Annotated in this window: 14 protein-coding genes; 6 read left to right on the top strand and 8 right to left on the bottom strand. The window is 63.3% G+C overall.

The genetic code is table 11. From position 1 onward, the window contains the following. The first annotated feature begins 214 nt into the window (after nucleotides 1-214). Nucleotides 215-1,150 carry a glycosyltransferase family 2 protein gene (locus AC1D05_RS10990; RefSeq protein WP_477440765.1) on the top strand — a complete coding sequence of 312 codons (936 nt, stop codon included), beginning with the start codon at nucleotides 215-217 and terminating at the stop codon, nucleotides 1,148-1,150. Between the two features lie 13 nt (nucleotides 1,151-1,163). Here AC1D05_RS10990 and AC1D05_RS10995 read toward each other — a convergent pair whose 3' ends face one another. The 3 genes from AC1D05_RS10995 to AC1D05_RS11005 form a co-directional block, all read right to left on the bottom strand. Further along, complete coding sequence (locus tag AC1D05_RS10995) at nucleotides 1,164-1,967, bottom strand: DUF1194 domain-containing protein (protein ID WP_477440766.1); 804 nt, start codon at nucleotides 1,965-1,967, stop codon at nucleotides 1,164-1,166. Nucleotides 1,968-2,054: 87 nt separating this feature from the next. Then, nucleotides 2,055-3,872 carry an ABC transporter ATP-binding protein/permease gene (locus AC1D05_RS11000; protein WP_477440767.1) on the bottom strand — a complete coding sequence of 606 codons (1,818 nt, stop codon included), beginning with the start codon at nucleotides 3,870-3,872 and terminating at the stop codon, nucleotides 2,055-2,057. A gap of 128 nt (nucleotides 3,873-4,000) precedes the next feature. After that, nucleotides 4,001-4,780, bottom strand: coding sequence for a class I SAM-dependent methyltransferase (locus tag AC1D05_RS11005; protein ID WP_477440768.1), 780 nt, complete (start codon nucleotides 4,778-4,780; stop codon nucleotides 4,001-4,003). Nucleotides 4,781-4,898: 118 nt separating this feature from the next. Between AC1D05_RS11005 and gloB the strand changes: the two genes are divergently transcribed. Beyond that, entirely contained in the window at nucleotides 4,899-5,666 is a 768-nt protein-coding gene (gene gloB, locus AC1D05_RS11010) for a hydroxyacylglutathione hydrolase (protein ID WP_477440769.1), read from the top strand. A 22-nt stretch (nucleotides 5,667-5,688) separates the two neighbouring features. Next, nucleotides 5,689-6,129 (top strand): cupin domain-containing protein, encoded by a 441-nt coding sequence (locus AC1D05_RS11015; protein ID WP_477440770.1) that lies wholly within the window; start codon nucleotides 5,689-5,691, stop codon nucleotides 6,127-6,129. On the opposite strand, the gene AC1D05_RS11020 is transcribed toward AC1D05_RS11015, so the two are convergent. From AC1D05_RS11020 to AC1D05_RS11030, 3 genes are read right to left on the bottom strand one after another with little or no spacing between them, the layout of a single operon-like run. Continuing rightward, complete coding sequence (locus AC1D05_RS11020) at nucleotides 6,104-6,778, bottom strand: lysoplasmalogenase family protein (RefSeq protein ID WP_477440771.1); 675 nt, start codon at nucleotides 6,776-6,778, stop codon at nucleotides 6,104-6,106. The genes AC1D05_RS11015 and AC1D05_RS11020 overlap by 26 nt on opposite strands. Continuing rightward, on the bottom strand, nucleotides 6,775-7,689 hold the full coding sequence (gene yddG, locus AC1D05_RS11025; RefSeq protein ID WP_477440772.1) for an aromatic amino acid exporter YddG: 915 nt from the start codon (nucleotides 7,687-7,689) through the stop codon (nucleotides 6,775-6,777). Before yddG ends, AC1D05_RS11020 begins: the two co-directional genes overlap by 4 nt. A 43-nt stretch (nucleotides 7,690-7,732) precedes the next feature. Continuing rightward, a complete protein-coding gene (locus AC1D05_RS11030; protein WP_477440773.1) occupies nucleotides 7,733-8,521 on the bottom strand; it encodes a DUF3108 domain-containing protein in 789 nt (262 codons plus the stop codon). A gap of 260 nt (nucleotides 8,522-8,781) precedes the next feature. Here AC1D05_RS11030 and rpmB point away from each other — a divergent pair, with 260 nt between their 5' ends. The 3 genes from rpmB to AC1D05_RS11045 all read left to right on the top strand — a co-directional run bounded on the left by rpmB (nucleotide 8,782) and on the right by AC1D05_RS11045 (nucleotide 10,623). Next, entirely contained in the window at nucleotides 8,782-9,078 is a 297-nt protein-coding gene (rpmB, locus tag AC1D05_RS11035) for a 50S ribosomal protein L28 (protein ID WP_475456800.1), read from the top strand. Nucleotides 9,079-9,258: 180 nt separating this feature from the next. Beyond that, on the top strand, nucleotides 9,259-9,939 hold the full coding sequence (locus AC1D05_RS11040) for a queuosine precursor transporter (RefSeq protein ID WP_477440774.1): 681 nt from the start codon (nucleotides 9,259-9,261) through the stop codon (nucleotides 9,937-9,939). A gap of 3 nt (nucleotides 9,940-9,942) precedes the next feature. After that, nucleotides 9,943-10,623 carry a spermidine synthase gene (locus AC1D05_RS11045; protein ID WP_477440775.1) on the top strand — a complete coding sequence of 227 codons (681 nt, stop codon included), beginning with the start codon at nucleotides 9,943-9,945 and terminating at the stop codon, nucleotides 10,621-10,623. Between the two features lie 23 nt (nucleotides 10,624-10,646). Here the strand turns inward: AC1D05_RS11045 and AC1D05_RS11050 are convergent, their stop codons facing one another. Together AC1D05_RS11050 and AC1D05_RS11055 are read right to left on the bottom strand one after the other, a co-directional pair. Continuing rightward, nucleotides 10,647-11,132: an SRPBCC family protein gene (locus tag AC1D05_RS11050; protein ID WP_477440776.1), complete on the bottom strand. Its 486-nt coding sequence runs from the start codon at nucleotides 11,130-11,132 to the stop codon at nucleotides 10,647-10,649. Further along, a complete protein-coding gene (locus AC1D05_RS11055; protein ID WP_477440922.1) occupies nucleotides 11,129-11,521 on the bottom strand; it encodes an ArsR/SmtB family transcription factor in 393 nt (130 codons plus the stop codon). The genes AC1D05_RS11050 and AC1D05_RS11055 overlap by 4 nt, the downstream gene beginning before the upstream one ends. Nucleotides 11,522-11,545: the final 24 nt, after the last annotated feature.

The raw sequence follows: 11,545 nt of genomic DNA on the forward strand, positions 1-11,545 counted from the left end.
TTTGTAGCGTCGCGCCGAACGTAAAGCTTTGGGCGGGGCATGGAACGCAAATCCCAGACCTATTCAATCGTAGTCGAAATGGAAAATGCCAAATCCATCAACGAAGATGAGATTGGCGTTTCATTTCGCGCTTTGGCGCGAGAAATAGAAGGCGCAACGACGCACGGTCCGCGACGAGCCGGAACACGTGCCTGCGTATGTCGGTCATAGCTGAATGGCCAAGGCCCAGGATACGGCACCCCTCATCACGGTCATCACGCCGACGCACAACCGGCGCGAAACGGTGTTGCGCGCCGTTGAAAGCGTGCTTTCCCAGAGCATGCCAAGGCTTGAGCACATCGTCGTCGACGATGGCTCCACCGATGGCACGGAGGCGGCGCTGGCCCGCATCAGCGACCCGCGGCTGATCTATGTCGGTGCGAAATGGCGCGGCGCCAACGCCGCCCGGAATGCCGGAATCGAGCGTGCGCGGGCACCGGTGGTGACATTTCTCGATTCCGACGATGTCTACATGCCGCACCGGCTCGAACGGACCTTGACGTGGTTCGATGACAATCCCGCGCTTCAGGTGCTGCTCAGTTCGTTCGTCTCCTTGAAGAGCGGTCGCACCACCAACTGCATCAACCCCGAGGCATTCGTCAGCCCGGCAATGCTGGAGCGGACGCTTGTGGCGCAAACGATCTTCATCGCCGGCTCGGCGATATCTGCCCGCCGCGAGGCCTTGCTGGCCGTTGGCGGCTATGACAGCGACATCACCCGGATGCAGGATCGGGAATTGCTGCTGCGCCTCGCCCGGCGCTTCGGCGCGCAACTGTCCGGAGATCTCGACTGGACGAAACACAATTCGGAGAATTCGATTTCAGGCCGCCGCGACGGCTATGTCGAAGCCTATGCAAATCTGATGGGCAAGCATCCGCATATTGCTCACGCCTATCCGCACATTCCCCCCTACATGATCTCGCGCCAGCTCATTGCCGATATTCTCAGGGGCCGTTTGCCCGAGGCATTTGCCGGATACATGGCCAACCGGTCTTCCAAGGAGCTTGGTTACTCGCTGCCGCAACTGGTCAACGGTTATGTATGTGGCCGACGTTGGCGTCGCGATCTCTACAATGAGTTTCGCAACAAGTTCGGCGCCCGGCCTGCCTGAACCCTTCGCAAGTTCACCGGTCGAGTTCCGGAAAATAGGGATCCGACAGGAAGCGCCTGTCCCGTTCGCCTTGCAGGCAGTCGATCGGCGCGTCCGCGTCGACGGGGATGACCCTCGCCTTGTCCTGAATGCCGCTCACTTCAAGGATCAGCTTGCGCCGGATGGCGGTGGAAAATTCTGCGGCCGCATAAATCGGCAGCACGAAGGAGCCGGGGCCACCGGTCACGCACTGTGCATAATACTGGTCGAGATGGCTGAAGGTAGTCGATGGGTTGATCAGGATCGGCAGGCCGTTGATGATGATGCCTTTGGCGGTTGCAGCATCACGCGTCGCGGTGACCGGCGGCCCGATATTGTTGGGGCCATCGCCCGATATGTCGATGACGCTGCGCTCGCTGCCAAAATTCGTCCTGTCGAACAGCCCGGCGCCGAAGGCAAGTGCCGTGGAAATCGAGGTGCCGCGGAAACTCCGGAACGGCCGCGCCGCCACCTTGTCGGCAAAGCGGTTGGCACTCTCGGTGCTGTCGATGATCTGCCAGCTGATGACCGCGTCATCGCGCACCGTGCCTGCCCATTCGAAATAGGCGAGCGCGATGCGGCCCGTATTGCCGGACCGGACGGCCTGGATGAAATCGGGATGCCGCAATGCCTCGACATAGCCGGCGCGTTGCAGCGCGAATTCGTTTTCGTCCATCGACAGGGAGATATCGACCGCCAGCACAAGCTTGACGTCGACGGCCGGCACATCCGGCGATGAAGCGACGGGAACTGCCTGGGCGCAGGCAAGGCAGGCAAGCAGGCGCAGCACATCGAGCATGGCCAATGCCGGGGTTGTTTCTCCGGTAAATCTTCCATTGCGATCACGGCGAAATAAGGTTTTGCCCACGCAACCAGAGAAAACAGCCTATTTCTTGCGGCGCGCGACAGCCGGCGGCGGATCGATGGCGCCAGCCCTGACGCGGGCGGGTTTCAGCGCCGGCGCACCGGAATCCTTCACGATCGTCAAACCGCGCGGAAAGAACTGAGTGTTGTGCTGACCGCGCCCGATATTGATGATCGCGGCTCCCTTCAGATGCTTTTCCAGCATCGCCAGTACGCGGCGCAGCGCGGGTCCGTCGAAAGCGTCCATCGCTTCGTCGATGATCACCCATTTCGGCTGCCGCAAGGCGAGCCTTGCCACGCCCAGCAAGCGCTGTTCGTCATCGCCCAACTCATGGTCCCAGCGCCCGATGCGATCGAGCGAGGACGACAGCCGTTCAAGACCAACCTCGGCCAGCACCGCCGCAATGTCGGCATCACTCGCCGGCGCATGCCCGTTCGCGTGATTGAGCACCTCGCGCAACGTGCCGGCCGGCAAATACGGCACACGTGGCACGAAGATGAGGGTTTCGCCCGCCGGCAGGCCGATCTTTCCGCTGCCCCAGGGCCAAAGCCCGGCAATGGAGCGGAAGAACAGCGTCTTGCCGGCGCCCGGCTCGCCGGTGATCATGACGCGTTCGCCGGGGTGGATTTCGACATGCTGGTCGGAGAGTTTCGTGCAACCCTCCGGCGAGGCCACCTGAAGCTTCTCGAACGTCAGGCTGCCATTGCCGTTTTGATCGAAGGTGATGCGCCTTTCCTTGTCGTGCAGCACGTCGGTTTCATCGAGCGCGATGCGGAAATCGGCGACGCGCATCAGCGTGGCGCGCCAGTCGGCGATGCTACCGATGTTGTTGATGAACCAGCGCAACGAAGAGTGCACCTGGTTGAAGGCGCCGACCGCCATCATCAGTCCGCCGAAGCTGATGTCGCCGGAAAAATAAACCGGCGACGCGACCAGAATAGGAGCCACGACCGTGATCCAGCCATAGGTATCGGTCACCCAGGATAGATTGATCTGGGCAGTGAAGATACGCCGCATCGCGCCCAGCACCGTGCCGAGGTCGAGTTCGAGCCGCCGTTTGGCGTCGTCTTCGCCATGGTAGAGCGCTATGGCATCGACATTCTCATTGACCCGCACCATCGAGGAGCGCAGCTCGGCTTCGCGCGTGTAGCGATCGCTGTTGAGCCTGATCAGCGGCCGACCGACCAGCCAGCTCAGCCAGGAGGCGATGCCCGCATAGAGGAACGCGGCCCACACCATGTAGCCCGGTATCGCCAGCGACCAGCCGCCAATATGGAAGACGAAGCCCGAAGACAGTTCCCACAGCACGCCGACGAAGGATAGGAGCAGGATGAGGGACTGTAGGAGCCCGACGCCGAGATCCGTCGACAGGTCGGACAGATGCGCGGCATCCTGCTGCATGCGCTGGTCGGGATTGACGCCGATGGCGCCGGCATTGGCCAGCCGGAAGGCGCGCGCCGGCCGCATCCACTGGTCGATCAGGTCCAGCGTCAGCGCCTGGCGCAGCTTCAGCCGGATCATCTGGTTGAGCCAGGTCTGGCCGATATTGAGCACCAGCAGCCCGCCGGCGATCATCGCAAAGACCAGAAGCTGGTGCCCGAATGCCGCCATGTCGCGGCGCGCAAGCGCATCGTAGAAGGGCTGGTTCCAGCGGTTGAGCAGGACCTGGCCGATCGACGTCGCGATGATGACGGCCATGATGCCGACCGACGTCCACAGCAACCACTTGCGAACCGGCGATCCCACCAGCGCCCGTCTGATCGTCGCCACCTGATCGCGCAGGCTGCTGGCCACTGCGACCGGCTGAACGGTGGCCTGATTGTCCAGTTGATCAGCCATGTCAGAGGTCCTTGCGTTCAGATGCGATGCTGAAACCGGATGAAGAGAGCCGACCGCCGCCGCCCGTCAACCAGTCCGCGAGACAGATAGGTCGAGAAAATGCAGCGCGAGGAAAGTTTCCGCCTTGATCACGAAGGTTTCACCTGGTGGGACGGCGCTGCCGCTTCGGCCCGGCGGCCGAGCCGCGTCGCACCATGCGGCGACAGCACCGGCACGAAGACGCGACGAGACGCGCGCTGGGCGACCGGTACACCCTGATAGAGCCGTTTCTGCGCCTCGACGACGATGACGCCGGAAAAGATCGGCCACAACCGCCGACCGGCGCGCTCCAGCACATTGTGGAAGCGCATCATGAAGCGCCGCCGCGATGGCGGGAAGAACAGCGCATCCGACCAGGAAGCGGGCGTGAAATTCGCCTCGCGCAGCAACTCGGTAAGCTGGCCGCGTGAAAAAGGCCGGCCATTGCCGAACGGCGTATGTTCGAAGCGCGCCCAGACACCGCGCCGGTTCGGCACGACGATGACGACGCGTCCCGCCGGCGACAGCACCCGCCAGATCTCGTTCAGCGTCTCGCGCGGATTTTCGACATGTTCGAGCGAATGGACGAGCAGCATGCGGTCGATGCAGGAATCGACCAGCGGCAGTTCCTCGTCGAAAACCAGAGCCGTTGCCGTCGGCCCCGTCGCCGGCCAGACCACGGCGCCCTGCGTCGCCGGCATGAAAGCAAACACCCGCTCGGCATCGGTGCCGAACCGCTCAAGCCAGGGCAGCGTATAGCCGAGCCCGACCAGCCGTTCATTGGGGACAGTGGCCCATATCGATGACAGCGCCATGGTGATCGAGCGCTCGGCGAACCGGCCGAGCGTTGTCGAATAAAAGGAGCGAAGGTCGACGATGTCGGAATGCATGTCAGGGATGTAGCCGTGATATCGGCGGGTTTCAATAAAAGGCCTTGATCGACCCAATATCGCGGGATGACATCGGCCCATAGGCGCCCTATGTCTGCCGCGACAATGGAGAGATGCGATGGCGGTCGAAATCGAACAGTTCATGTGCCGCAGCGATAATTTCGGCGTGCTGGTGCATGACCCCAAAAGCGGGCAGACCGCGATCATCGACGCGCCCGAGGAAGCGCCGATCCTGGCCGCGATCAAGCGCACCGGCTGGACGCCGACGATGATCCTGACCACGCATCACCATACCGACCATGTCGAAGCCAATCTAGCGCTGAAGGAGCGCTTCAAGCTGCGCATCGTCGGCCCGGAAGCCGAAAAGGCCAAAATCCCCGGCATCGACGAAACCGTCGAAGAGGGCTCCGTGCTGCATCTCGGCGATGAGCGCATCGAGGTGATCGCCACCCCCGGCCATACCGCCGGCCACGTTTCCTACCATCTGCCGGCATCGAAAGTGGCCTTCACCGCCGACACGCTGTTTGCGCTGGGCTGCGGGCGGCTGTTCGAATGCAAGCCGACGGTGATGTATGAATCGCTGAAGAAACTTGCCGCCCTTCCCGCCGCGACGTCTATCTATTGCGGCCACGAATACACACTCGCCAACGCCCGTTTCGCGCTGACCGTCGACCCGACCAATTCGGCTTTGAAGGAGCGCGCTGCCAGGATCGAGGCGCTGCGGGTCGACAACAAGCCGACGCTGCCGACGACCATCGGCGAGGAATTGTCGACCAATCCCTTCCTGCGCTGGCATGACCCGGCGATCCGCAAGCATCTCGGCATGGAAAAGGCTGGCGATGCCGAGGTGTTCGCCGAAATCCGCAAGCGCAAGGACAATTTTTGAGGCCGATGGTATCGTCGAACCCATGACGAGTTCCGCAGAAATCATCGCAACGCTCAGCTTGAAGCCGCATCCGGAAGGCGGCTGGTACGCCGAGACTTTTCGCGACGGCGCCGGTGGCAAGCGCGGCCATTCGACCGCCATCTATTTCCTGCTGGAAAAGCATCAGGTTTCGGCCTGGCATCGGGTCAAGGATGCCGCCGAGGTCTGGCACTTTTATGCCGGCGCGCCGCTGGCACTGTCGATGTGGGAAGAAGAAAGTGCCGTGATCGAGCAGGTGCTGGGCATCGGGCTCGCGGCGGGCGAGCGGCCGCAGATCGTCGTACCGGCGGGCTGGTGGCAATCGGCGCGCAGCCTCGGCGAATGGACGCTGGTCGGCTGCACCGTTGCGCCGGGTTTTGATTTCGCCGCCTTCGAACTGGCCGAGCCGGGCTGGAGCCCTACCCCAGCAGGAAACCCAATGTAATCGCGAGCTGGGCGGCGTAATACAGCCCCCAAACGGCCAAACGCATCCAGGCGCGATGCGGCGAGATGGCCGCCACCAGAAATTTCTCGGTGGCCAGCAACCCGTCCGAGGCCATGAACAGCACCGCGCCGCCGATGACCCAGACACTGTTGGTGGTCAGCGCCGCCATGCCCATCGCCAGGATCGCCACGACATAACAGGCGATCGGGATACGCAGGCTGGGGCCGACGCGACGCCAGAGTGCTGCCAGCATGACGACCACGAACACCGCCAGTGCCAGCGCGATCGCCCCGCGCCAGTATTCGGCGCCAAGCAATGCCATGCCGCCGCCGCTGCGCAGAAACAGCGCGATGTAGACGATGTGGGCGACAAGGAAGCTGGCCAACCCGCCGAGAAACGCCTTTTCGCCGTCGCGCGACAGGAAGGCGTCGCCTACCGCGCTGAGCGCGAGCGGAACGACCAGCAGCAGCGGGCCGCCTTGCAGCGCCGCAAGCACGGCAAGCATCGCCACCGCAAGCGTCTTTGCCGCGGAGCGGGCAAGGCTCTGCGGCATACCCAACGTGAAAGCATAGATCACCGCCGCAACCAGCGAGAAGATCAGCGTCGCATTGGCATTGGCGTCGATGCCACCGGCAAACGGCATCGTCATGCCCCGGCTCCGCTTTCGACGGCTTCGGCTCCGCTCTCAACCGCGGCCGGCTTGCGCAGGAACAGCGATTTTGCCGGCAGGGCCGCACCGCCGGTGATGAGCACGCAGGCGGCAAGGATGCGCAGCGACGGCTCGGCGACGCCGGCCGCGATCAGCACCAGCGTCGACAAAAGCGGCGCCGCGTAGCTTGCCGCACCCAGCACCTGGATGTTGCCGCGCTTGACGCCGATGTCCCAGGCATAGAAGGCCGCGCCCACCGGCATCAGGCCAAGGCCGAGCACGGCCAGCCACTGGCCGGCGCCGTCCGGCAGCACCGTTTGTTCCAGCGCCAGATGGCAGACGAGCGACAGCACGGCGGTCGCCGCACAGAACCAGGTGACGATGCTGGTCGGCACCGACGGGAAGCGCCGCGACAAAAGCGAATAGGACGACCACAGCACGGCGCAGACGGCGGCCATGGCGTAGCCGAAGGCGTAGCGCGCATCGAAGGCCAGTCCACCGCCCTTGGTGACGATCAGCACCGTGCCGGCAAGGCCGAGCAGCGCGCCGACGACATGGTTCCACGCCAGTTTTTCGCCCGGCATCAGCGCCGAGCCGAGCACGATCAGCAACGGCCACAGATAGGCGATCAGGCTCGCCTCAACCGCCGGCGCGTTGCGCAAAGCGGTGAAATAGAAAAAGTGGTAGCCGAACAGGCCGGCAATGCCGATCAGCCAGACCTGCGGCGGTATTTTCTGGCTCTTGTCGGCAGCCGGCATGAACAGCCGCGAGACAAGCCCGACCCCGGTGCCGATCGAGAAGGTGATCGCCGACAACAGGAACGGCGGCACCTTGCCGGACGCATCGGTGAGCAGCGCCAAAAGCGCCCACATGGCGACCACCGAAAACCCGATCAGTGTTGCCCGCGCCATGTCCTCTCCAGTGGCGCGCCCTCTTCTGTCTCCGGTGGCGAGCCTATTGTACCGCTTCGAAACGCCCGGCGCTGATGGTCAAAGTGCCGATCTGCGTTCCCACCGTGGCGTGGATCGGCGCATATACTCCGGTTTGGCCAAGCGGCGCAAACGTCACCATCATGCGGCTTTTGTTCTTGAGATAGTTGAGCGCCTTGCGGCCCTTGCGGTAGCCCGCAACCGGCTCGAAACCCATCCGGCAGGTGACGGTATCACCCTTGTAGCCCGGCACCGAGATCGTGCCTTTCGAATTGTAGGTCAGCGTCAGGTCGGCGCGCATCTCGCCGTCATAGAACTTCACCGTGCGGCCGCAGACCTGGTCGAGGCTGTCGGCATGGATGACGGTGGCGGCCATCGGATCGAGCACCGCAGCCAGGTCGCCGGCGCCGATCGGCACCCAGGCCTTGGGGTCGCGCTTGCCCGGAGCCGGGATGACCTGCGTCGAAGTCACGGCACCATTGTTGAAGCGGACATCGACCACCGAAGCCTTCTTGCCGGAGGTGTAGTCGGCACGAAATGCCTGCGGCACCAGCTTCTTGCCGGAAATCGTGCCCTTGGACGAGATCGTGCCGCGCGTGTCGTCGAACAGCTTGGCAAGGCCGGCAGCGGTCACGCTGCCTTCGATCGCGTAGGCACCGTTCTCATAGTGACTTGAGAACGTCGATCTCGCGATGGAGAGACCGAAAAAAGAGACCGTGTATTCGCCTTTGAAGGACTGCGGCGAGGCAGCGGAAGCGGCGGACGGCAAGGCAATCACCAGTGCGGCGAAAAAGGCGTGAGACGAACGAGGCATGGCGGGGATCGGATCCTTGATTTTCGACCGGAGGCGGGCAACTCCGGTCTGGCATGTCCCTATGAGACCGCTTATAGGATGAAATCCGGCCTTAATATGAAATGCCGGGCGCTTCCGTGGCGAAGCCGGAGCTTGACGCCCCGGCGAAATGCAACTATGGAACGCCAACTTTTTCCATAAGGCCGCCTGACCAGAACCGCGCGCCACCCGGCGTGGGCACAAAGGTTTGGCAGGTCCCGAGAGAATTGAAGGTTAGAATTATGTCCCGCACCTGCGAACTCACTGCCAAGGCAGTCCAGACCGGCAACAATGTGAGCCACGCCAACAACAAGACCAAGCGTCGCTTCCTGCCGAACCTCGTCAATGTGACGCTGATTTCGGAAGCGCTGAACCAGAATGTGCGCCTGCGCATCTCGGCCAACGCGCTGCGTTCAGTCGAACATCGCGGCGGTCTCGACGCTTTCCTGGCCAAGGCCGACGCCAAGGAACTGTCACAGCGCGCGCGCCTGCTGAAGAAGCAGATCGCCAAGAAGCTGGCCGAACAGGTCGCTGCGTAACATCAGATAAAGGCGGGGGACGACCGCCCTGGCCAACCCCTTGTTGGCCTCTGGCCAACTTCTAGTTGGCCTTGGGGCATCGGATAGATCCGCAAGCTTCGACATCTGGTGCTCACCTACAAAGCGAGCACCGCCCGATCGGAATGATGCTCCGCTGGTTCCATTACCCAGGATAAAAAAATGACTTCCTTCTCGCGATATTTGCCCTTCGTGGCCGCCATGGCGCTTGTCGTCGTGGCGTCGAACATTCTCGTGCAGTTTCCGATGCAGGGCCAGATCGGCAGCTTGTCGCTGGCCGACCTGCTGACCTGGGGCGCTTTCACCTATCCCTTCTCGTTCCTGGTCACCGACCTCGCCAACCGCCGCTACGGGCCTGCCGTGGCGCGCCGGATCGTCTTTGTCGGCTTCATGACGGCAGTGGTCTGCTCGATCCTCGTTCCGCCCTTCCTGTTCCGCCATGGCCTGATCGAATTCGAGACCGCCGCCGACCGGCTGGTGCGCATTGCCGCGGCTTCGGGCGCAGCGTTCCTGTCCGCGCAGTTGCTCGACGTCACCGTGTTCAACCGGCTGCGCCGGCAGAGCTGGTGGCGGGCGCCCATCGTCGGCACGCTGGTCGGATCGGTGTTCGACACCATGGTGTTCTTCACCGTCGCTTTCTCGGCCGCTTTCGCTTTTGCCGGCCCGAATGACAGTTTCGCGCTCGAGACCGCGCCGCTGATGGGTGTCTTCCACGTCGACGCCATGCGTTGGGTTTCCTGGGCGTTCGGTGACCTAAGCGTCAAGCTCATCATCGCCGTGGTCGCACTGATCCCCTACCGGCTGCTCGCCGCCCGCTGGAGCCAGCCAGCCGTGGCCGTCTAAACCATGATCCCCTGGGTCCAGCTCGATTCGGCAAAGACCGGGGATGGTGCCCAAGAACTTCGCCTCAAGCGGCGCGGCAGCGAATTCTCGATCATGCTCGGCACCAACGAGCTGATGAACAGCCGCCTCAGCGGCTCCGAGCAAGCGCTGGCGAAACTGTCCTGCCAAAGGATCACTGGCCATCGTCAGCCGAGGATTCTGATCGGCGGTCTTGGCATGGGGTTCACGCTGCGCGCCGCGCTCGCCGAGTTGGGCAAGGATGCCAGCATCGTTGTCGCTGAGCTGGTGCCGGCGGTCGTCGCCTGGGCACGCGGCCCGATGGCCGAAGTGTTTGGCGGTTGCCTCGACGATCCCCGCGTCACCATAGAGGAGACCGATGTCGGGCAACTGATACGGTCTGAACCGGCAGCCTGGGACGCCATCCTGCTCGACGTCGATAATGGCCCCGAAGGCATCGTCCACAAGGGCAATGACGCCCTCTACAGCCTGGCAGGCCTGGTCGCCACCCGCACCGCCCTCAAGCCCGGCGGCGTGCTGGCGGTGTGGTCGCAGGGGCCGGACAGCGGCTTTGTCAGGCGGCTGAAGCAGGCGGGCTTCGCGGTCGAGGAGGTCAACACGCGCGCCAACGGCAAGCGTGGCGCGCGTCATGTCATCTGGATCGCCATTAACAGCTCGCGGTCCTGACTGAAGCCGCCGGTGGTTTCGTTTTAGTTTGACTTCTGGAGCTCCACGCCAAGAGCCTCGAGCAGCCCGCGCGTCCCCTCCTCCCGCCCCTTGGCGGAATCGACGCCATCGAAGAACGCGCCCTGCTCGGTATAAGTCAGCCGCGTGCCATCACCCGATTGTGTCAGCTCAACCGTGGTCAGCGACGCCGACATGGGCTGCGGCCCGATGGCCATCCGGTAGGAAAACACGATGCGCTGGTCCGGAACGATGTCCTGAAACTGGGCGTCGAGCCTGACCTCCGGACCGCCGCCATAGCTGAAGCGCGACACCTCGCCGCCACCGACGCGAAAATCGAAGCTGAATTCGGCGATGGTGAAACCGTCGCCGTCGACCCGCCAGCGCCGCACCGTGGCCTTGTCGGCAAAGGCGTGGAAGACTTTGGCCGGCGATTGCGGATAGGTCCGCTCGATGGTGAATGTGGAATGGATGACGGAGTGCTCGTCCTTCACGGAGGCGATCTGGTTCATTGCTGTTCGTCCTTTTCCTGATTCTTCTTGGGGGATTGGCCTTTTGGGGATGGCCCTCTGGGGGATGGGTCTGACTCGGCCAGGATCTGGCCGAGCCGGTCGAGGTGGCGTTCCGCTGGTATGCGGCGTTCGGCAATCCAGTCCGCGAGCGGGGCGAGCCCGCCCGGTTCGATCCGGCAGGTGCGCACCCGCCCGATCTTTTCGCTGCGGATCAGCCCGCAGGCCTCCAGCGCCTGCAGATGCTGGAGCACGGCGGCAAAGGTCATGCCGAACGGCTCCGCCAGCTGGCTGACGGTGGCCGGTCCGCGGCTCAACCGTTCCAGGATCTGGCGGCGGGTCGGCTCGACAAGAGCGCGAAGGATGCTGTCGATCTCTGAATAGTTAAGCATGGACTTGAGTATTGCTCTGATCGC

It is taken from the genome of Mesorhizobium sp. P2_E9 (assembly GCF_056403815.1).

Bases quoted from the DNA above. Each gene is read 5' to 3' on its own strand.
- AC1D05_RS10990 (WP_477440765.1), top strand. From the start codon at position 215: ATGGCCAAGGCCCAGGATACGGCACCCCTCATCACGGTCATCACGCCG.
- AC1D05_RS10995 (WP_477440766.1), bottom strand. From the start codon at position 1,967: ATGCTCGATGTGCTGCGCCTGCTTGCCTGCCTTGCCTGCGCCCAGGCA.
- AC1D05_RS11000 (WP_477440767.1), bottom strand. From the start codon at position 3,872: ATGGCTGATCAACTGGACAATCAGGCCACCGTTCAGCCGGTCGCAGTG.
- AC1D05_RS11005 (WP_477440768.1), bottom strand. From the start codon at position 4,780: ATGCATTCCGACATCGTCGACCTTCGCTCCTTTTATTCGACAACGCTC.
- gloB (WP_477440769.1), top strand. From the start codon at position 4,899: ATGGCGGTCGAAATCGAACAGTTCATGTGCCGCAGCGATAATTTCGGC.
- AC1D05_RS11015 (WP_477440770.1), top strand. From the start codon at position 5,689: ATGACGAGTTCCGCAGAAATCATCGCAACGCTCAGCTTGAAGCCGCAT.
- AC1D05_RS11020 (WP_477440771.1), bottom strand. From the start codon at position 6,778: ATGACGATGCCGTTTGCCGGTGGCATCGACGCCAATGCCAATGCGACG.
- yddG (WP_477440772.1), bottom strand. From the start codon at position 7,689: ATGGCGCGGGCAACACTGATCGGGTTTTCGGTGGTCGCCATGTGGGCG.
- AC1D05_RS11030 (WP_477440773.1), bottom strand. From the start codon at position 8,521: ATGCCTCGTTCGTCTCACGCCTTTTTCGCCGCACTGGTGATTGCCTTG.
- rpmB (WP_475456800.1), top strand. From the start codon at position 8,782: ATGTCCCGCACCTGCGAACTCACTGCCAAGGCAGTCCAGACCGGCAAC.
- AC1D05_RS11040 (WP_477440774.1), top strand. From the start codon at position 9,259: ATGACTTCCTTCTCGCGATATTTGCCCTTCGTGGCCGCCATGGCGCTT.
- AC1D05_RS11045 (WP_477440775.1), top strand. From the start codon at position 9,943: ATGATCCCCTGGGTCCAGCTCGATTCGGCAAAGACCGGGGATGGTGCC.
- AC1D05_RS11050 (WP_477440776.1), bottom strand. From the start codon at position 11,132: ATGAACCAGATCGCCTCCGTGAAGGACGAGCACTCCGTCATCCATTCC.
- AC1D05_RS11055 (WP_477440922.1), bottom strand. From the start codon at position 11,521: ATGCTTAACTATTCAGAGATCGACAGCATCCTTCGCGCTCTTGTCGAG.